Here is a 20,492-nt window from a genome sequence, read left to right on the forward strand (position 1 = left end):
AAATGAAATTTGGGGCATTCGGAGAAGTGATGTTGCGATTGACACCTCCAGAACACTTGATGCTAGAACAAACCCATACATTAAGACTGGCATATACCGGAACAGGTGTGAATCTAGTTGGTAATCTAGCTCATTTTGATATGGAGAGTTATCTATTGACGGCTCTGCCCGATAATCGCTTAGGCAGTGCTGCATTAGCTAACTTAAAAAGTATCGGTGTTGAAACGAAGTATGTAATCCAACAAGAACAACATATCGGTACCTATTTCGCAGAAATGGGGTATGGTGTTCGTCCTACTGAAGTTACTTACCAAAATCGAAAACATAGTTCTTTTGGATTGTCTCAAGAAAATGACTATGAATTACAGGCGTTTATTGAAACAGTAGATCTTGTGCATATTTGCGGGATCAGTTTGAGTTTGTCTGATCAGTGTGCCGAAACAGCGATTTCTCTTGCCAAGAAAGCACATGTTCAGGGAAAAAAGTATGTTTTGATTTCAACTTTCGGCCAACATTGAACCAGGAACAAGATCAAAGAAACATCTTGAAACAACGCTATGAGGAAATTTTACCTTATTGTACGATTTTATTTGGCTCGATCCGTGATTTGACGGAATTATTAGAATGGCGAACAAGCGATTCAACGAAAAATCCTATCGCCTATATCCAATCCTTTTTAGCTTATTATGACATCGAATGGTTTGCTGGTACGAAACGAACCAGCCATGAAGGAAGAAAACAATTAAAAGGATATTTGATCACCGTCACAGAAGACGCTGAAACACCTTTTTACGAGTTATTTGTTTTAGACCGAATTGGTGCAGGGGATGCTTTTGCGGCTGGGATATTATTAGGATATGCGGAAAACTGGTCATTGACTAGAACCGTCGAGTTTGCAACAGGAAATGCTCGTTTGGCTCACGCAATCCAAGGAGATGTTCCGCTCACAACTAGAAAACAGGTTCAACAATTACTAGATGCGCCAGATGTCGATTTGATTCGCTAAGAAATAGTCTTGCGATGAATGGACGAAATAAAATGCATCGGAGCGTTAAGAAAGTCTTGAAATGGGAATCAGTGTTTCGAGACTTTTTGACATCGTCTGAAATATTAAAAGTTAGCTTTTAGTAGATAGCAGATCAGCCAAGAGTTTATCAAGCAGAAGGTAAAAATCCAGAAATGATTGAATAGAGTTGCAACTGTAGCGGTCGTTTTAGATCGCTAACTTTCTCTGTTGTTTTTAGGGTCTAAAAGAAGGAGAAATATTTTTGACAAAAATCTGGGAGAAAAACAGTACAGTTTTTTGTAGGTTTTCGTTTTCTCTTGACTACCACGTAAGCGATCAGTATTATAAGGAACAGATAGAAACAGCCGAATAAAAAAGGCACCTCCATTTCTAGTGGCAGCCAGAAACAGAGGTCTTGAAAAAGTCAACCACATTGACCAATCAAGTTTGCCATAGTCAATGGAAACCATCAACTTCGTTTATTGTATCGAATCTTAAAGGAGAAATCTACCTTTTTTGATGAGAAAAATAGATGAATTACATGTGTTTTATTTACTGTGCCATAAATGGATTGGATACGATGTGTCCAGTCCATTTTTTTATCCAAAAACATACACCTGAGGATAACGAGTAAAATGAAGATAGCAAGTGCAACAAATAGGGGAGAGTTTACTTGGGCGAGTAAAGTGTGTCAATGTTGGTTTTGGCTTTTTCAAGGAACATAAAAAGCACATGTTTTAGAATAAAAGCATTTGGCTGTTTCTATCGTTTTTCAAGATCAGAACAATAATTGAGTGAGCCGTCGTACCATGAGATAAAACCGATATATTGAAGGAGTGCAGATTATCTTTCAAGTATTGGCTTATTTTTTTGCTATTAGATAAAAAGTTGGTCTTTCTTATTGGTTGTCAAAATGTGATGAATATCAGAAAATAGAACAATTCAAGAAAACATTTGATTGGGGAGTTCATGTACATAAAATTTTTAGCGAAACATTTACAGATAATGAAACATAACAATTATTTTATCAAATTTTTTTCGAGAAAAGAATGATGCTAGATTCTCGTTAAATGAGTGAATGTTATTGTCAGAACACGATGAAAGCAAGCTTTCTTAATTAAGAAAGTCGTTTCAAATTTAAACATTTATGTTATTTAATGTTTTTTTAAAATAAAAAAGATTAAAAAAGTTTTCGCCAACAAACACTAGATATAGTGTTTGTTTTCTTATATACCACTAAAAAATCACAAAATCTAGTCTTTTATTTTAAAAAAACAAGTGTAAAATGAAGTTAGACTTTTGAGTTGGGATGTGTTTTTTTGAAACTAACAGTTTTTTGTGGCTCCCGTTTTGGTAATAAAGAAAGCTATAAATTTATTGCCCAAACGTTAGGAAAATATATGGCTCAAGAAGAGATTGAGCTGGTTTATGGTGGATCAGAATCGGGTATCATGGGAGTTTTCAGTCAGACTTTACTAGAAAACAATGGGAAAGTCACTGGTATCTATCCAACAGGGCTTTTTGATTCTGAGTTACCGAATACAAATGTAACAACTTTTATTCCTACCGAGACAATCGACGAACGAAAAGTATTGTTATTTGAACAAGGAGATGCTGTTTTGATCTTTCCTGGAGGATTGGGAACCTTAGAAGAGTTTTCTCAACTTTTATCTTGGATGGCCATTGATTTAACAGCGAAGAAACCGATTGGTATTTTAGATATCGGAGGATATTATGAAGGTTTAAAGACGTTATTAGAAACGTTTGCCAAAGAAGAATTTATGGATGCCAAATGGCTGGATTACGTCTTTTTTTCAAATAACCCATTAGAACTAGTCGATTTATTACGCGCAGAAGTAAGTGAAACACAACTATTATTAGAGGAGGCAAATTAATGAGTCAAATTTATTTAGCAGGTCCATTCTTTTCAGAGGAGCAAGTTGAGCGTGTTGCTCGTATCGAAAAAGCATTGGAAGAAAATCCAACGGTGACTGGTTTTTATTCACCAAGACATCATCAAGAAAGTAATTATGAAATGTTTAGTGCAGGTTGGGCACAAGAAGTTTATGAAAAAGATATGGCAGAACTAACAGCAGCTGATTACGTAGTAGCTATTTTAGATTATGAACATCAAATCATTGATCCAGGGACAGCTTATGAATTAGGGGCAGCAACAATGATGAAAAAACCAATGATTGTTTTCCAAGAAGAGACTGTTCCAACTAATTTGATGATTACTCAAAGTTTGCATACTTATTTAAAAACAGTTGACGAAGTACGTGACTACGATTTTAAAACATTACCAGTAACGAAATACGTAGGCGAGTACTTATAGAAATAGAAAGAGGAAGGATTGCATGTCAGTGATATTAATTTCAGGAACGATTGGTGCAGGAAAAAGCAGTTTGACAGATATGCTTGCGAAAGAAATCGACTCAAAACCATTTTATGAAAGTGTTGAGGATAATGAAGTGTTACCACTTTTTTATTCAAATCCAGAACAGTATGCTTTTTTATTGCAAATTTTCTTTTTGAATAAACGATTTTTAGCGATGAAAAATGCTTTAGTGGATGATGATAACGTGTTAGACCGTTCGATCTATGAAGATAGCCTGCTATTTCATTTAAATGCAGATCTAGGTCGAGTGACCGATATTGAAGTGCAACAATATGATAATTTATTGGATACGATGCTTAACGAGTTAGACGATGTTGCTCCTAAGAAACGTCCAGACTTGATGGTTCATATCAAAGTGTCCTTGGATACAATGTTGGATCGCATCAAAAAACGGGGTCGTGATTATGAACAGCTGGAAAGTGATGAGACACTTTATGACTATTATCGCTCTTTAAATCAACGTTATGATCAATGGTATGAAGATTTTGATGTTTGTCCGAAGATTCAAATCGATGGTGACCGCTTCGATTTTGTTGAAAAGCCAGAACATGCAAAAGAGGTCATTGAACAAATCCAACAAAAATTAGCAGAATTAAGCGATGTAGAGGCAGGGAAATACTTTACTGAGAATCAACATGCAAAAGGACAAGGACTGGGTCAGTAAACAGTCATAATGTTCCATTTTAAAAAGATGATGACATCGTTCATTTTAAGAAACAAGCTGGAAAACCTCCAAGATAGTCGAAACGATTTGGAGGTTTTCCAGCTTGTTTTTGATAGAGCGGTTCCTGAAAAGCCATGATTCGAAAGAACACAGTTCGATAGTAATCAATTTATCAAGGAAAAATCTGTTTTTGGCTAAGTGAAAAAGATAGTAAAAATAGATCAAAAGATTTGAACGTGTCTTTTGACATCTTCAAATCTTTTGACCTATTGGTATCCTGCCATACTTATACAAAATAAGGCCGAGACTTTATTTAACAGTTAAAACATCCGCATGTCTTTCTTTCGTATAGGATTCAAATGACTTAAATGAATCTTTTACAGTTTTATGACAGTGATCGCAAATACTTAAGCTTCCTTGATCACTAAATTCGGTATGAATATTTTTACTGGTTGTACAAGTACAATAATCATGACTATCAAATATACTCATTTTTTTCTCCTTTATCACATTGTGCTTACCCAATATACCAGAAAGAAATGGCAGAAACAAAAAAATTAAGAGAAATTAACAATTTCTCTTAATTTCAGTTAATTCCTAGCGAGTGAGCCATGTCAGCTCTCGTTTTTTTGTACGAAGTGACAAGAAAACAGCCAGAACAGTTGCAAGTTTTTTCAAAAATAAAAGCTGTTCTAAAAGTTTTTCCTTTACTGATCAGGTCAAGTCGGTCTTTTTAGGTCTTTTACAAACTATAAATATTTCCATCCTGATCTTCGATTCGGTAGTTTCCGATCTTTTTGAAGGTAACGGATACTTCTTTACCATCTTCTTTACCAGAGATGGTATAAGTGTCTGCTTCGGTCTTGATCTTGATATCATTGAGTACTGTTTTTTCTTGAGAAGTACTTGCGGTATCTTTTTCAGTTCCTGTATAGGTACGTGTCCATTCCATTTTATGATCGCTAAAAATGATTTGCCCACTGACTAAATTCATGTCTTTGCGGACTTTTAATGAATAGTTACTGTTACTGATATCCTCTTTTTCAGCTTGTAGAGTCGATGAATCTGTCGTTTGGTCTGCTGAATTACCAGATCCACCGAATAGGCTGCATCCTGATAAAGTAAAACAGCTGACAAGCGAAAGAACCATGATGACTAATTTCTTCAAAATATTTCCTCCATTGTATGATACAGCTTTAACTACAAACGGTGTGAATCCTCTAGTCAACCAAGTTGGCTGGGTTTCTGTCGTTGCGTTTACTGTGACTAATAAATTAGTATAGCTTCTATTATAAGATTTAGGAATACTAGCTTTTGTCTATTCCATTGAAAAAAGGTGTTTATGTCTCTTCTATTCAATCTCATTTCTTTACAGATGTCAACTCCCCTTCAAAAGGACTGGTTTGCTCAGTACAGCAAATGAAGTAGGGGTGTACGAGTCGTTTCAACTAAATAAAACGTTTGCTAAATTAACTTGTAACTGGTGTAAACGTTTGCTATATTGAGTAGGGAACAAGTATTATTTAGCAAATAAACTGAACTCTTTAATAGAAGGTGTGAGTGGATGACAAATTATCAATTTCCAAGTAATTTTTGGTGGGGATCAGCCGCAAGTGGCCCACAAACAGAAGGTCGTATTGCTGGCGATGGTAAAGGAGAGAATATTTTTGATTATTGGTTTAGCCAAGAACCAGAAAAGTTCTTTGATCAAGTAGGTCCTGAAAAGACATCACAAGTGTACACGAAGTATAAAGAAGACGTTCAATTAATGAAACAAACTGGACACAATAGTTTTCGTACTTCGATCCAATGGAGTCGCCTGATTCCTGAAGGGACTGGCGAAGTGAACCAACAAGCTGTTGATTTTTACCATTCGTATTTCGATGAATTGATCGCTAATGGCATTGAACCATTTGTGAATTTATATCATTTTGATATGCCGATGCCTTTGCAAGAAAAAGGCGGATGGCTCAATCGGGAAACGGTTGAAGCGTATGAAAGGTATGCTAAGATTTGTTTTGAATTATTTGGGACGAAAATCAAAAAATGGTTTACCCATAATGAGCCAATCGTGCCAGTTGAAGCTGGGTATCTTTACCGTTGGCATTACCCGGAAGAGTCCGATATGAAAAAGGCGATCCAAGTAGGCTATCATGAAGCGCTGGCTTCTGCATTAGCCGTCAAAGCGTATCATTCCATGGCATTAGATGGCTCAATCGGAATCATTTTGAATCTAACACCAAGCTATCCTCGGGATGAAAACAACCCAGAAGATGTCAAAGCAGCTAAATTAGCTGATGCCTTTTTTAATCGTTCGTTTCTTGATCCAGCAGTTAAAGGTGAGTTCCCACCAGAATTGATCGCCATTGTGAAAGAATTAGACATGGTACCAGCGATGCAAGAAGATGACTTAGCGATCATTAAAGAAAATACCATTGACTTATTAGGAATCAATTATTACCAACCAAGAAGAGTCAAAGCAAAAGAAACACCGATTGATCATGAAAATGGACCAATGCCAGAAGATTATTTTGATAATTATGAAATGCCAAATCGTAAAATGAATCCTTATCGTGGTTGGGAAATTTATGAAAAGGGAATTTATGATATCTTAATCAATGTTCGAGACCATTATGGTAATATTGACTGTTTCATTTCTGAAAACGGTATGGGTGTTGAAAATGAAGCACGTTTTATCGAAGAAGATGGGATGATCCACGATGATTATCGCATTGAATTTGTCCAAGAACATCTAAAATATGTTCACCAAGCAATCGAAGAAGGTGCTAATTGCTTGGGGTATCATATGTGGACGTGTATGGATAACTGGTCGTGGACCAATGCTTACAAAAATCGTTATGGATTTATTTCCGTTGATTTAGCGAATGATGGTAAACGGACAATCAAAAAATCTGGTCACTGGTTTAAAAAACTATCTGATACCAACCAATTTACAATATAAAAAAGTCAACGTTCCTCTTGATCCGTTTAATAAACGGTCAAGAGGAATATTTTTGTTTGTTTGAAAAATTAGAATACAATGAAAACGCTTTTGAATGTATATAAATAAAGAATGTTATTTGATATCTTTATAAAGTAAGTATGCTTTTTAAGTGATTTTTTTAGTTTTTATCAATTGTAACCGTTTCTATATGATTAAAATACGAACGTTATCTTTTTTTGGAGGAAGTGTGAGCAGATGGTTTTCTTTTCAAGATATTTACACAGAATTAAATCAATCTACACATAGAAGCGTTAGCATTGATTATAAGGTAGAAATTATTAACACCTGTAAAAAGAAATTTTATTACGTGAGGGGCTATGAAAAATGATTGAGGTTATCAATCTGAAGAAAGTATTCGATAATGGGTTTGAAGCACTGAAGTCTGTTGATTTTCAAATCGAAAAAGGGGATTTGGTTTGTTTGCTTGGCCCTAGTGGTTGTGGAAAATCAACGATTTTGAATTTGATTGCGGGGTTATTAAGCCCTAGTCATGGGGACATTCGTTTTAGTGGAGAGTCGGTGGTACGAACGGAACCGAAAGATCGGAATATTGGTTTTGTATTTCAAAATTATGCTTTATACCCGCATATGACTGTGGTTGAGAATATTATGTTTCCATTGACGGTTGGCGAAAATAAAATCAAAAAAGCGGAAGCTAAAAAAATATCACAGGAATATATGAAACTAACGAATATCGAAGAACTCCAAGATAAAAAACCAGGGACTTTATCAGGTGGACAACAACAACGTGTGGCTATTACACGAGCCTTAGTCCAGAAACCAGAAGTTTTATTATTAGACGAGCCCTTAAGTAATTTGGATGCACGCTTGCGATTAAAGATACGAGAAGAAATCCGTCGTTTGGTAAAAGAAGTTGGAATCACTACGATTTTTGTGACGCATGATCAAGAAGAAGCACTTTCGATTAGTGACAAAATCATTTTACTGAATGAAGGTGTGATTCAACAAAATGATATTCCGCAGAATTTATACTTAGACCCGGCTAACCTGTTTGTTGCCAATTTTATCGGTAACCCGATCATCAATACGTTACCGGTCGAGGTCAATGTTCGTGAAGGGAAAATCAGCCATACGGATTTTCAAATTCCTCTGACGAAACTGGAATCCGCTCAATTAAGAAAACCATTAGTGGATGGAAAATATATCTTAGGGATTCGACCAGAAGACGTTTTTCCAACGACTAACGGATTGTTCGAAGTACAAGTTTCTGGAGTTGAATTGATCGGACGTGAACAGATTTTGAATTTTTCGCTCGCTGCGAAACGTCTGAAATCGATCGTTAGTATTGAAAAGCTCATCGAGGAAGATACGGTACTCTCTTTTGATTTTCAGTACCATAAAATGTTTCTTTTCGATGAAGAAGGGGAGCGGGTGTACTAATGTTCAAAAAAGCATATGATCCAGAAAATCAACCGAAAGCTTGGTTCTTCTTACTGCCATCATTGGTCATTATTGTTTTGTTCAGTATCTATCCGTTGTTCCGTTCACTAGCGATGAGCTTTCAAAAAGGCTCCTTAATCAATCAACAATTTGCAGGAATTGAGAATTATCAGCGTGTGTTGTCAGACCCAGTCTTTATCAAAGCATTAAGAAACACCGCATTGTTTGCTTTTACAGTTGTTCCTATTTCATTGCTCCTTTCACTGGGAATCGCTTGGGTGATCTTTGAAAAAGTGAAACATAAGACTTTTTTTGAAACGATTTTTTTCATGCCTTATGTGACAAGTACGATTGCTATCGGGATCGTCTTTCGCTATTTTTTCAACGGGTCCTATGGGCTCATTAATTATTTGCTGAATTTTTTAGGATTTGAATCAATCAATTGGTTAGATAATGTTTCGATGAGTATGACAACGTTGATCATCTTTGGGGTTTGGACCAGTCTCGCATTCAATATCATTATCTTATTGGCTGGTTTAAGAAATATTGACGAAGAGCATTATAAAATCGCTCGAATGTTTGGAGCAGATGCTTGGGAGATTTTTAGTCGGATCACGTTTCCTCAATTGATCCCAACGATCACCTTCTTGTTGACTGTCAATATCATCGGAGCGTTTAAAGTCTATACTCAAGTCTATGCTTTGTTTGGTGGGCAGCCAGGGATCGCCAAAAGTGCTACGACAGCGGTCTTTTATATTTACGATAAATTCCACATCGCTGGTCGACCAGGGATCGCTATGGCGGCGACGGTTATTTTGTTCCTCGTCATTTTATTGATCACATTTATTCAAAATAAATTGTTGAAGAAAGTAGGGAGAAGAGGATGAAAAAAGTTGTTACAGGACTCTCATTGCTATTTATCGGAATTTTAGGGATCGTAACGATTTTTCCATTTATTTATATGATTTTAGCTGGGTTGATGACATATAGTGAGGCAACGAGTATTCCGCCAACCTTACTGCCAACATCATTTCAATGGGGAAATTATACGGAGGTATTTGCAAAAGCACCATTTTTACGTTATTTCTTCAATACCGTCTTTGTTTCGTTAGTAACTACGATCGCTACAGTCATCACATCTGTTTTAGCGGCTTTTGCGTTAACAAGTCTGGAATTTCGTTTTAAAAAATTGATTATCGGGATCATGATCTCATTACTAATGGTTCCTTATGAGTCCATTATTTTTACGAATTATAATACGATTTCACGAATGGGATTACTAAACAGCTATAGTGCATTGATCATTCCTTTCTTGACCAGTATTTTTTATATTTATTATTTGAACGGGTATTTAAAGAGTATTTCCAGTACCTTTTATAAAGCAGCTAAAATCGATGGTGCCAGTGATCTAGAGTATATTTGGAAAATTTTAGTGCCGATGTCTAAACCAGCACTAGTCACGGTGGGTATCTTGACGTTTATTTCAAGTTGGAATTCATTTTTATGGCCACTGCTTGTGACGAACGAGAAAAAATTCCGCCTGTTAAATAATGGTTTAGCCGCTTTTACCTCTGAAAGTGGGAGTGACGTTCATTTACAAATGGCGGCGGCGACGTTAACAGTTATCCCGATTTTGATTATTTATTTGATTTTTAGAAAAGAAATTATACGAGGAGTGGCGAAAAATGGAATCAAAGGATAAAACAGTGATTACTTTCCATAGTGGAATCTTAACGATCGGTGGAACGATCATTGAAGTTGCCTACCACGATTCACACATCTTTTTTGATTTTGGCACAGAGTACCGTCCAGAATTAGACTTAGCTGATGAATCTTTAAATACATTGCTTGAACATCGATTGATTCCTGACTTGAATGGATTATATGATCCAAGGCTGTTTGATCAAGTACAGCACATACAAGTAGGAGAAAGAGAGCCGTATCAGCATACAGCCGTTTTCTTATCTCACGCTCATTTGGATCATTCAAAAATGATCAATTATCTTGATCCAGCAATTCCTTTATACACTTTAAATGAAACGAAGCAAATCTTACATTCCCTTCATCGAAACAACGATTTCTTGATTCCTTCTCCTTTTGAAAAAGAAGGGTTTGTACGTGAAATGAATGGATTATCTCCTTATGAAACTGTCCAGATCGGAGAAATCAGTGTGGAGATACTACCAGTCGATCATGATGCGTATGGTGCAGCTGCTTTACTAATCAAAACGCCTGACCGATTCTTGACTTACACTGGTGACTTGCGTCTTCATGGATATGACCGGCAAATGACAGAAACGTTTTGTCAAAAATCATTTCAGACTGACTTATTGATGATGGAAGGCGTCAGCATCAGTTTTCCTGACCGAGAAATAAGCGAACAAACGCCAATTGCTACGGAAGAAGAGCTAGTTCAGCGCTTTTGTGAACTGGTCGATCAATATCCTAATCGTCAAATTACTTTCAATGGGTACCCAGCAAACCTTAAACGCTTTGAAATGCTGGTGAAACAATCCCCGCGAACGATGGTTTTAGAAGCGAATATGGCTGCATTAATGAAAGAAGTTCTAGGAATGGATGTGCCCTATTACTATTTAACGGATAGTCCAGTCATTCCGATTCTTCAGTCAGAATTAGAATATCCCTACGAAGTTTTACGCAACGATGAAACAACTTTTGTTTGGCAAGTCGTTGATAATATAGAAAACTTGCAAGGAGGAGGTTTATACATTCATAGTGATGCCCAACCATTGGGAGATTTTGATCCACAATATGCTGTCTTTTTAAAGATTTTAGCTGAAAAGCAAGTTGAATTTGTTCGATTATCGCTGTCTGGACACGCATTTCCAGCTGATTTAGCTGAAATCATCGACAAGATACAACCAAAAGTGTTAGTGCCGATCCATACGTTAAAACCCGAGAAATTAGTCAATCCTTATGGAGAAAGAATTTTGCCAAAACGTGGCGAACAAATTATTTTATAAGAGAAAAGGGAGAGTAAAAAGAAGATGAAAATGAAAAAATGGGCTTCTGTGTTTGTGGCTGCAGCAGCAGTATTTGCGTTAAGTGCTTGTGGAAAGAATGAAAAGGTAGATAGTTCAAGTGAGGATATCGTAACAGAAATCAATGAAAAGACAACGATCAACTTCTGGCATGCGATGAATGGTGCGCAAGAAGAAGCATTAACTAAACTTACAGATGACTTCATGAAAGAAAATCCTAATATCAAGGTAGAGTTGCAAAATCAATCGCAATATTCGGATCTTCAAGCAAAAATCAATTCGACATTACCTTCACCTAAGGATCTGCCGACAATCACTCAAGCTTATCCAGGATGGCTATGGAATGCCGCTCAAGATGAGATGTTGGTTGATTTAGACCCATATATCGAAAATGATACGATTGGCTGGAAGGATCAGGAAGAAATCCGTGATTCATTATTAGAAGGTGCTAAAATTGATGACAAACAATATGGTATCCCTTTTAACAAATCAACGGAAATGCTTTTCTACAATGCAGATCTATTAAAACAATATAACGTTGAAGTGCCGACGACACTAGCAGAATTAAAAGAAGCTTCAAAAACGATCTATGAAAAATCAGATGGGCAAGTGGTGGGTGCTGGGTTTGATTCATTGAATAACTACTATGCGATCGGTATGAAGAATCAAGGTGTTGATTTTGACAAAGACTTAGCTTTAGATGGGAAAGAATCACAAAAAGTGATCGATTACTATGCTGAGGGTGTCAAAGATGGTTATTTCCGAATTGCTGGATCGGATAAGTACTTGTCAGGTCCTTTTGCAAATGAACAAGTGGCAATGTTTGTTGGCTCGAGTGCTGGAGAAGGTTATGTGAAAAAAGATACTGAAGGAAAATTTGAGTATGGCGTTGCGCCACGTCCTGAAAAAATCAATTTGCAACAAGGAACGGATATCTATATGTTCAGTAGTGCCAGTGCTGAAAAACGCACAGCTGCTTTTGAATATATGAAATTTTTAGCGCAACCGGAAAACCAACTGTATTGGGCAAATATGACTGGTTATATGCCAATCGTTGAATCGGTTCTTGAAAGTGATGAATACAAGGATTCTAAAGAGACAAAAGTACCACAATATTTAGAAGAAGCCACTTCTGATCTATTCTCGATCCCTGTGATTGAAAACGCAGATCCTGCTTATAATGAGGTACGTTCGATCATGGAAAACATTTTATCGAATACGAATCAAGATACGAAGAAACTGATAAAAGATTCCGTTCCTCAATTGGAAGATGCTTGGAATCAATAAACAATCGAACGAAAGAACGTTCAGAACGTTAGCTTGTTTGCTTTAGGCGGTTGAGACAAAAGTGTTTAACATCAAGAAATAAGAAGGAGTTTCCGAAATTTTCTTCTCAAATTTTGGGTCAATTTCGGCTTATTTTTCGAAGATGCTGCTTTTGTCTCGCTGTGAACAAGAGGCTGTGAGAGAAGCGTTTAGCTCCGAGCGGATAAGAGAGGATTTTTTAAAATAGTTCCTCATATTTTAGAAAATCATCGCTTATTGTTGAGGAATTGCTTCTTGAACGCCGTTTAGTAAGCGGTCGTGAAAAGAGTGTCTTGACCTGAGCGCTCACCAAGTAAAAACTGCGACGAGTAATCGCAGGAGCATTAAGGAAGAAAATCTCGAAACAGCTTTCCATGTTTTGAGATTTTTTGACTTATCGCCCAAGGTCAGCTCTTTGAACACCGTAAATCAGAGGTCGTGAAAACATCGGGTAGCTCTGATGACAATAAGAAAGAATTTTTTGAAACAGCTTCTCATGTTTTGAAAAATTCAGGCTTATTTCAAGGAGCTGATGTTTGAACGCCGTTTATTCGTTTTTAGAGAGACTAAAAGAGACTGAGGCAAGTTTTGGTTCAGTCTCATGAAATGGGAGACAAGTATGAAAATAACATTGTTAGCAACTAGTGACGTCCATGGGTATATCTATCCAACGAACTATGCGACGGATCAAGAACAACCTTATGGCTATGCTAAAATTGCCAGTAGGATCAAACAAATCAGAGAAACTAGCCCAGACCCTCTTTATGTCATTGATAACGGTGACTTCATTCAGGGGTCACCTTTTAGTTACTACTTAGCAAAACAACAAGATCACCACGTCTCAGAATTAACGAATGTCTTAAATGAAATGGATGTGGATGCTAGTATATTAGGAAATCATGAATTTAATTATGGCTTATCTTACTTAGAACAAGCTATCGCTAGTTATCATCATCCTGTCTTATCTGCTAATATTTTAACGAGCAAAGGCGATCCTTATTTTGGACAGCCCTATGTGATGATTGAAAAACAAGGGATCAAAGTGGCGATTTTAGGGTTGACCACGCAATATATCCCCCATTGGGAACAACCTGAAACAATTAAAGACCTACAATTTGTATCTGCAGTTGAAGCAGCGAAACAGTATGTACCTAAACTTAGAGAATTAGCAGATGTAGTGGTTGTAGCTTATCATGGTGGATTCGAGAAAGATTTAGAGACTGGCGAACCCACCGAAGCATTGACTGGCGAAAATGAAGGCTTCCAACTACTCCAAGAAGTAGCTGGGATGGATGCGTTGATTACTGGGCACCAACATCGAGTGATTGCTACGAAGGTAAATGGTGTGCCGATTATCCAACCGGGCTATCGTGGCGAATTTTTAGGTAAAATCGAATTATCCTTGGAACGAACGGTTAATGGTTATCGTGTTTCGGACGGAAAAGCAGAACTGATTTCCTTAGTAACTGACGAGGCAGATGAAGACATTCTTTCACTTGTTCAAAAAACAGAAAATGAATTGCAAACATGGCTTGATCAACCAGTGGGAGAGGTACAAGGAAACATGAAAATCACTGATCCGATGCAAGCACGAATCGTGGAACATCCTTATATTGAGTTTATTAATCGGGTGCAAATGGCTGCCAGCGGAGTACCGATTTCTGGAACGGCTCTGTTCAACAATGAAGGTCAAGGATTCAATGAAACTATTACAATGAGAGAAATTATTACCAATTATATTTATCCTAATACTTTAGCAGTTCTTAAAATTACAGGGCAGGATCTAAGAGATGCCTTAGAACAAACAGCAAACTTCTTGGCAATAGAATCAGGCGAGATCGTATTTAATCCTACGTTCATTGAACCTAAACCACAGTATTATAATTATGACATGTATGAGGGCATTGATTATGAGATCGATTTACGTCAACCAGTAGGGCAAAGGATCACTAAATTAGCCAGAGCAGGCAAACCGATCCATCCTGAGGAAGATCTGGAAGTAGTCATGAATCAGTACAGAGCGGTCGGTGGTGGGAATTATCACATGTTCTCTGCCGATAAAATCATTCGTGAAATCCAAATCGATATGACTGAACTGATTGCTGATTATTTAAGAAAACATCAACGAATTCATGCTGAAGTAAATCATAACTTTCGGGTAATCAAGTAAACAAGGGGGACAGAAATTAGTGAAATCTGTCTATTCAAGTCTATTCAAGAAAAGAGCAAGCCAAAACGAAGGTAAATAAATCGAAGCATGCAATTAACAAAATTGTTTATCAAAACTAATCCAAAAGGTAATTGTTGTAAATGATTAACAGTCTCAAGTGTTGTAAGTTTCAGGTTATTTTCAATGTACTTATAACGTTTTTTTGGTGAAAGTATGTTCTTAGAAACGTTCTAAATTTGCTTTACTATAAATTTAGTTACAACCTTTTTTATAAAACGATCCATCAGTATGGGTTATTTATAAAAAAATTTTCGTTATTTAATATCTTTTTTTACTTTTTTGTCTTTACTCTTCATTTTTTGTATATAATGGAATAGGCAAATTTGAATGGGAGTGGAGAAAGGTATGAGAAAAAAACGTCCTTTTCTTCTCTTTTGGTTAGTTGGTTTTTTCTTACTGCTTTTTTTATCAGCCGCAGTTTCAGGAAAAATGACAGCAGATATCGCTCAACTAGAAACAGAAAAAATCATTGCAAGTAAAGAATCAGTAGATAAATTTAAAAAAGAATTTTCTACTTATTGGTGGAAGGATTACAAGATAGTAGCCAACTATGATAAGGGAGAATTAGAGCTTTATTTGCCAAAAGACAAGGAAAGTAATCAGTTTATCAATATTGATGATGTCTTAAGTGCTATATCGTTAAGACAATATCAATTCAACGATAAACATTTGACCGTCTTACTTTTAACCAATGACGGAGAAAAACTAGCTCGATTAAAGAACGGAAAAGTAATAACCAGCTATTCAGATAAGGTGAATCGTGAGGTTGTTAGTACCCGTCTGAAAGATTGGATAAAAATGAATAAAGAAGTCAAAGAAAATTCTGATACGACTCAGGAAAGTTCTTCTGAACGTTCGGAAACAATTCAAAGTACGACCCAAAGTAAGTCCAAGACGCAATCGAGTCGTACAACTAAAAATAGCACAAAAAACAGCAAAGCAAGTCAGCAACAGAAGGCAAAGTAACACGAGTATTTTAGTAAGAGTACGCAAACTGTGAAATAGATGGGGCAACACGTCTTTTCCAGCTCAAGTACTGAAAGGTGCATGATAGTCATTCGTTTGAAATGATGGAAGTTCATTTGTTTTTACTAAGTTACTGTTTTTTGCTGAATCTTTGACTGATTGTTCTTGCTTCATTCGATAACTAGAACTATTGTAGTTCAGGTTGACCAAAACAAAAACAGCTAACAAAAACTCCTCAAGATGGACATATTTAGTCTGAGGGGTTCTTTTTTTTGGCATAGATATCCATAATTGCTCCCTTCATTTCTAAAAAAAATCTTAAAATAACCCTTTTTTTAGGAAATTTTCATTTTTTAGGAGCAGAATAAAAAAAAATAAAAGAGAGAAGTGATACTTGTGACACATTTGAAAAAATTGTGCCAAAATCGTTTGCTGATTGTTTTGACAGCTAGTTTTTTCTTTTGGCTGAAAACGATCTTTGCCTATTACGTTGATTTTTCATTGGGCGTTGAAGGCAGCATCCAATACTTTATTCTGTGGATTAATCCAATTGCAACGACATTGTTGTTTTTTGGTTTAGCATTATATATAAAAAAATTGAAACCCGCATTGATTGTTCTTTTAATCATTGATATTTTAAATACACTTTTGCTTTATTTGAATATTATTTTTTATCGAGAATTTACAGATTTCGTGACCGTAAAGTCTATTCTAGGCTTTTCTAAAGTTTCACAAGGTTTATCAGGAAGTTCCTTTGCATTAATGAGACCTCATGACATTTTGTATTGGTTGGATATATTAGTATTTGTAGGACTCATCATCTGGATGTTTGTTAAAAAAATACCAGTAAAAAGTCCTGCAGTCTCTAAACCAGTGGCGATCGCAGTTACTTGTCTGTCAGCGTTGATTTTTTCAGGAAATTTAGCGCTTAGTGAAGCAAATCGTCCCCAATTGTTGCAACGGACGTTTGACCGTTCTTACATCGTCAAATATTTGGGAATCGATGCCTATACTATTTACGATGCTATCAAAACAGGGATGACAAGTAGTGTTCGTGCGCATGCAAGTAGTAATGGTGTAGAAGAAGTGAGAAAATACACCGAAAATCATTATGCTGCTCCTAATCCAGCAACATTTGGCGTGGCTAAAGGGAAAAACATCATTGTCCTGCATTTAGAAAGCTTCCAACAATTTCTAATCAATATGAAGGTAGATGGTCAAGAAGTAACGCCATTCTTAAATAGTATCTATAAGAATCAATCAACGATCAGCTTTGACAATTTCTTCCATGAAGTTGGGCAAGGAAAAACAAGTGATGCAGAAAATATGTTAGAGACGGGAACTTTTGGTTTACCACAAGGTTCTTTGTTTACCGAGCTAGGTTCAGATAACACGTTCCAAGCTGCTCCAGCAATCTTGGCGCAACAGCAAGGCTATACGAGCGCGGTTTTCCATGGGAATGTCGGGAGCTTCTGGAACCGAGATCATGTGTATAAAAATTTAGGCTATGACAACTTCTTTGATCGTTCTTATTTCAATAGTTCAGATGAAACGTTGGGATATGGTATTTTAGATAAGGACTTATTCAGAGAATCAGCTAAATATTTGGAACATTTACAACAACCGTTCTATACTAAGTTTCTTTCGGTAACCAATCATACGCCATACTATACAGACGATAAACATTTTAATTTCCCATCATTGAAGACTGGCAATAGCAGAGTAGATGATTACGTCCGGACAGCTCATTATTTAGATCAATCGTTGGAACAATTCTTTACGTATTTGAAAAAATCCGGTATCTATCAAAATTCGATGTTTGTCATCTACGGAGATCATTTTGGAATATCCAATACGGATAATAAAGACTTGGCGAAAGCCTTAGGAAAAGACCCTGCTACTTGGGATGATTTTGATAATGCTCAAATGCAGCGAGTGCCATTGATGTTCCACATTCCAGGTTATAAAAAAGGTGAGATCAATCATGAATATGGTGGCGAAATTGATGTGTTACCTACCCTGTTACACTTAGTAGGAATCAATGATAAAGACTATATCCATTTTGGTACAGATTTGCTTTCACCACAGCATGATCAGTTGGTTGCCTTTAGAAATGGTAATTTTGCGACACCTAAATATACCGTTTTAGATGGAAAAACTTATAATAACCAAACAGGGGAAATCATTGATCCTAAAAAAGCTGGTATCCAAAAAGAAGTGGAAAAAGATCAGAATCAAGTCAAAACGGCTTTAAGTTTATCTGATAAGTTGAATCAAGAGAATCTATTACGTTTCTATGTACCAGATAACTTTAAAACGATTGATCCCAAAAAGTATGATTATAAAAATGATGCAGAGAAAAATGAAACCATTGAAAAACAAAAAGGAAGCAAGTCCACGAGTGTTTATTCTAAAAATGGAAATAAAACAACGACTAACCTTTACCCTGCAGAAACAGATGAGAATAATTAAATGAATAGTTAATAAAACTTCCAAAAAAGTCGATTTGTTTTCACTTTTTTGGAAGTTTTTTTTATATAATTCGTAAACTTTTTTATTTTAGCGTATGTAATTAGTGAAGGAAACAAATTTTTTACAGCGATTCTTTTGGAAGTGAAAAATCCGAGGAAATTTGGATAGGTGTAAAAAATGATGGCTGAATTCAGTTGAATCAAATAAAAATAGAAAAGGAAAATAGGATAAACTTGTCAGCTATAGGTTGACCGAAGAATAAAAATCAGAAACAACAAGGAGGGGAAACGTTTAATCAAAACAACAACTGGCAATGAACGAACATGTACATATAGAAGCACAGATCCAAGCAGCTAATTTATTTTTCAACACTTTGGCTAAACATTTCTTATCATACAAACGGTCATGTGATACGTGTTGTAGAAGTGTTACAAGAAGGATGAAAGATCAACTGTTTCGTACATGGCACTCACTCAGTTATTGGTTTTGGTAACGATCAATTATGTATGATGGAGAATTAATCAAGCAACTTCGAGTGAATCGAAAGTTGACACAAACACAGTTAGCAAAGGGAATCTGTTCTAAAACATCTCTAGTAGGAATCGAAAATCATACCGTAAAGAAGATCTCTTTTTGTACACTAAAAGCCTTCTTGGAACGCTTAAATATTTCTTTGGCCGAATATGAATGGTTACGTAATCAGCTTGAAGAACCCAAAAAAACGAAGAAAAGTCGGCATCTTTTAAATAAAATCCAAGAAGAGAACTTTGATCCTTATAAGGAAATTGCCAACAACCGAAAGCAATATAAAAAAACAGCTGATTTATACTATTTAATGTTAAATCTACAGATGTTTTGGCAGACGAATGGAAAAATGGAGTTGCAATTAGAATTTCTAGGATATGAGTGTCGTACGATTGAAGAATACTTTATGAAAATCAGGGAATATGGTCATTTTGAGTTAGACATTCTTTCCAAGTATCCCTATATTTTCAGTGATTCATTTCTAGACAATCATTACTTGAAAATCAAAAAAAGAATGCGACAAATGACCGATTCTTTGAATGAAGACTATTTATTTACATTTTTAATGAATCTCACACTTTATTATATCGATAAAAAACGTTTCAAAAAAGCGCGTAGTATCAACCTCGATATGTCTCGCAGTTTGGCACACAAAGAAAAATCAACAATCATTTATGAAAGTTTGATGACAGAATACTACAGAAAGCTGATTGCACAAGCCTTAGGTGAACCACTTTCAAAAGAGTTGAATACTTTTTTTACGGTCATCGAATATACCCTAGGCAAGAAAGAGCGCAAACGTCTTGAAGAGAAACTTTTGGAAGTGATAAAAGAAGAAGAGAAAAAAATGATGTTGTTTGAACAGATTGCAAAAATAGAACAAGAATAAGTAAGGCAAGTGAATAAGAGTAGAAAAGACCTTGCAATAATCATTGGCTAAACGAACTGTCAGGTACTTTTCTGCTCTTTCACTCAACTATCAGTAAGAGCAAATCTGTTTGGTCATTCAGGATGAACGATCTCAGATTTTTGCTTTTTTGTATCGAATAATGGGAAAAAACGATTGATTTCATTGGTTGCAGCATCTCTTGAATCAGATGCATGAATGATATTTTCAGTTCCAGGTAAGGCATAATCTCCACGAATCGTTCCAGGAACAGCATCTACAGCTTTAGTTGCACCGACCATCTTACGGACGATATCGATGACATCCTCTCCAGCTAAAACAAGATAGACTACTGGTCCCGAGGTCATATAATCAATTAATTCATCGAAAAAGCTCCGACCGCTTAAGTGATGATAATGCTCTTGTGCGAGTTCTTTTGTCATTGTTGCAAACTTCATTTCAGTAATTGCTAATCCTTTTTCTTCAAATCGTTGGATGATCCGCCCAATTAAATGACGTCTGACACCATCCGGTTTGATAATGACCAATGTACGTTCCATCTGATACACCCCTTTTTTTGTTATACCTTTATTATACTGGTGTCTGAGTAAACCCACAATCAAAGTGAAAAAG

17 protein-coding genes and 1 pseudogene are annotated in these 20,492 nt (G+C 36.1%); 14 read left to right on the forward strand and 4 right to left on the reverse strand.

Annotation, left to right across the window (positions count from 1 at the left end; genetic code table 11):
• Positions 1-2 precede the first annotated feature (2 nt).
• From IGK91_RS02685 to IGK91_RS02700, 4 genes and pseudogenes are all read left to right on the forward strand, one after another.
• Positions 3-1,006: pseudogene (locus tag IGK91_RS02685) on the forward strand (sugar kinase).
• Positions 1,007-2,325: 1,319 nt separating this feature from the next.
• Positions 2,326-2,901, forward strand: coding sequence for a TIGR00730 family Rossman fold protein (locus tag IGK91_RS02690; RefSeq protein WP_010719927.1), 576 nt, complete (start codon positions 2,326-2,328; stop codon positions 2,899-2,901).
• A complete protein-coding gene (locus IGK91_RS02695) occupies positions 2,901-3,341 on the forward strand; it encodes a nucleoside 2-deoxyribosyltransferase (protein ID WP_010719926.1) in 441 nt (146 codons plus the stop codon). Before IGK91_RS02690 ends, IGK91_RS02695 begins: the two co-directional genes overlap by 1 nt.
• 22 nt (positions 3,342-3,363) lie before the next feature.
• Positions 3,364-4,068: a deoxynucleoside kinase gene (locus IGK91_RS02700; protein WP_010719925.1), complete on the forward strand. Its 705-nt coding sequence runs from the start codon at positions 3,364-3,366 to the stop codon at positions 4,066-4,068.
• A 309-nt stretch (positions 4,069-4,377) separates the two neighbouring features.
• Here the strand turns inward: IGK91_RS02700 and IGK91_RS02705 are convergent, their stop codons facing one another.
• Complete coding sequence (locus IGK91_RS02705) at positions 4,378-4,560, reverse strand: hypothetical protein (protein WP_010719924.1); 183 nt, start codon at positions 4,558-4,560, stop codon at positions 4,378-4,380.
• Positions 4,561-4,810: 250 nt separating this feature from the next.
• Positions 4,811-5,236 carry a hypothetical protein gene (locus IGK91_RS02710; RefSeq protein ID WP_010719923.1) on the reverse strand — a complete coding sequence of 142 codons (426 nt, stop codon included), beginning with the start codon at positions 5,234-5,236 and terminating at the stop codon, positions 4,811-4,813.
• A 396-nt stretch (positions 5,237-5,632) separates the two neighbouring features.
• Between IGK91_RS02710 and IGK91_RS02715 the strand changes: the two genes are divergently transcribed.
• The 8 genes from IGK91_RS02715 (at position 5,633) to IGK91_RS02750 (ending at position 15,976) form a co-directional block, all read left to right on the forward strand.
• Entirely contained in the window at positions 5,633-7,030 is a 1,398-nt protein-coding gene (locus tag IGK91_RS02715; RefSeq protein WP_010738342.1) for a glycoside hydrolase family 1 protein, read from the forward strand.
• Between the two features lie 366 nt (positions 7,031-7,396).
• Positions 7,397-8,473: an ABC transporter ATP-binding protein gene (locus tag IGK91_RS02720; protein WP_010738341.1), complete on the forward strand. Its 1,077-nt coding sequence runs from the start codon at positions 7,397-7,399 to the stop codon at positions 8,471-8,473.
• Positions 8,473-9,360: a carbohydrate ABC transporter permease gene (locus tag IGK91_RS02725; protein ID WP_010719920.1), complete on the forward strand. Its 888-nt coding sequence runs from the start codon at positions 8,473-8,475 to the stop codon at positions 9,358-9,360. The genes IGK91_RS02720 and IGK91_RS02725 overlap by 1 nt, the downstream gene beginning before the upstream one ends.
• Positions 9,357-10,175 (forward strand): carbohydrate ABC transporter permease, encoded by an 819-nt coding sequence (locus tag IGK91_RS02730; protein WP_010738340.1) that lies wholly within the window; start codon positions 9,357-9,359, stop codon positions 10,173-10,175. Before IGK91_RS02725 ends, IGK91_RS02730 begins: the two co-directional genes overlap by 4 nt.
• Positions 10,159-11,457 carry an MBL fold metallo-hydrolase gene (locus IGK91_RS02735; RefSeq protein ID WP_010738339.1) on the forward strand — a complete coding sequence of 433 codons (1,299 nt, stop codon included), beginning with the start codon at positions 10,159-10,161 and terminating at the stop codon, positions 11,455-11,457. The genes IGK91_RS02730 and IGK91_RS02735 overlap by 17 nt, the downstream gene beginning before the upstream one ends.
• Before the next feature lie 24 nt (positions 11,458-11,481).
• A complete protein-coding gene (locus IGK91_RS02740) occupies positions 11,482-12,762 on the forward strand; it encodes an ABC transporter substrate-binding protein (RefSeq protein WP_181934190.1) in 1,281 nt (426 codons plus the stop codon).
• Positions 12,763-13,399: 637 nt separating this feature from the next.
• A complete protein-coding gene (locus IGK91_RS02745; protein WP_081129427.1) occupies positions 13,400-14,950 on the forward strand; it encodes a bifunctional metallophosphatase/5'-nucleotidase in 1,551 nt (516 codons plus the stop codon).
• A gap of 405 nt (positions 14,951-15,355) precedes the next feature.
• Positions 15,356-15,976, forward strand: coding sequence for a hypothetical protein (locus IGK91_RS02750; protein WP_010738336.1), 621 nt, complete (start codon positions 15,356-15,358; stop codon positions 15,974-15,976).
• Between the two features lie 63 nt (positions 15,977-16,039).
• On the opposite strand, the gene IGK91_RS02755 is transcribed toward IGK91_RS02750, so the two are convergent.
• Positions 16,040-16,255 (reverse strand): hypothetical protein, encoded by a 216-nt coding sequence (locus tag IGK91_RS02755; protein ID WP_010719914.1) that lies wholly within the window; start codon positions 16,253-16,255, stop codon positions 16,040-16,042.
• A 117-nt stretch (positions 16,256-16,372) separates the two neighbouring features.
• On the opposite strand from IGK91_RS02755, the gene IGK91_RS02760 reads away from it, so the two are divergent.
• On the forward strand, positions 16,373-18,448 hold the full coding sequence (locus IGK91_RS02760; protein WP_081122999.1) for an LTA synthase family protein: 2,076 nt from the start codon (positions 16,373-16,375) through the stop codon (positions 18,446-18,448).
• Positions 18,449-18,950: 502 nt separating this feature from the next.
• Complete coding sequence (locus IGK91_RS02765; protein WP_010738334.1) at positions 18,951-19,862, forward strand: helix-turn-helix domain-containing protein; 912 nt, start codon at positions 18,951-18,953, stop codon at positions 19,860-19,862.
• A 113-nt stretch (positions 19,863-19,975) separates the two neighbouring features.
• Here the strand turns inward: IGK91_RS02765 and ndk are convergent, their stop codons facing one another.
• A complete protein-coding gene (gene ndk / locus IGK91_RS02770; RefSeq protein WP_010719910.1) occupies positions 19,976-20,419 on the reverse strand; it encodes a nucleoside-diphosphate kinase in 444 nt (147 codons plus the stop codon).
• Positions 20,420-20,492: the final 73 nt, after the last annotated feature.

Source organism: Enterococcus sp. DIV1208 (genome assembly GCF_050530455.1).
In the GTDB taxonomy this organism is placed as follows: Bacteria; Bacillota; Bacilli; order Lactobacillales; family Enterococcaceae; genus Enterococcus_B; species Enterococcus_B hirae.

Coding starts and splice junctions, on each gene's coding strand:
- IGK91_RS02695 (WP_010719926.1), top strand. CDS start 2,901: ATGAGTCAAATTTATTTAGCAGGTCCATTCTTTTCAGAGGAGCAAGTT.
- IGK91_RS02700 (WP_010719925.1), top strand. CDS start 3,364: ATGTCAGTGATATTAATTTCAGGAACGATTGGTGCAGGAAAAAGCAGT.
- IGK91_RS02705 (WP_010719924.1), bottom strand. CDS start 4,560: ATGAGTATATTTGATAGTCATGATTATTGTACTTGTACAACCAGTAAA.
- IGK91_RS02715 (WP_010738342.1), top strand. CDS start 5,633: ATGACAAATTATCAATTTCCAAGTAATTTTTGGTGGGGATCAGCCGCA.
- IGK91_RS02720 (WP_010738341.1), top strand. CDS start 7,397: ATGATTGAGGTTATCAATCTGAAGAAAGTATTCGATAATGGGTTTGAA.
- IGK91_RS02725 (WP_010719920.1), top strand. CDS start 8,473: ATGTTCAAAAAAGCATATGATCCAGAAAATCAACCGAAAGCTTGGTTC.
- IGK91_RS02730 (WP_010738340.1), top strand. CDS start 9,357: ATGAAAAAAGTTGTTACAGGACTCTCATTGCTATTTATCGGAATTTTA.
- IGK91_RS02735 (WP_010738339.1), top strand. CDS start 10,159: ATGGAATCAAAGGATAAAACAGTGATTACTTTCCATAGTGGAATCTTA.
- IGK91_RS02740 (WP_181934190.1), top strand. CDS start 11,482: ATGAAAATGAAAAAATGGGCTTCTGTGTTTGTGGCTGCAGCAGCAGTA.
- IGK91_RS02745 (WP_081129427.1), top strand. CDS start 13,400: ATGAAAATAACATTGTTAGCAACTAGTGACGTCCATGGGTATATCTAT.
- IGK91_RS02750 (WP_010738336.1), top strand. CDS start 15,356: ATGAGAAAAAAACGTCCTTTTCTTCTCTTTTGGTTAGTTGGTTTTTTC.
- IGK91_RS02755 (WP_010719914.1), bottom strand. CDS start 16,255: ATGCCAAAAAAAAGAACCCCTCAGACTAAATATGTCCATCTTGAGGAG.
- IGK91_RS02765 (WP_010738334.1), top strand. CDS start 18,951: ATGTATGATGGAGAATTAATCAAGCAACTTCGAGTGAATCGAAAGTTG.
- ndk (WP_010719910.1), bottom strand. CDS start 20,419: ATGGAACGTACATTGGTCATTATCAAACCGGATGGTGTCAGACGTCAT.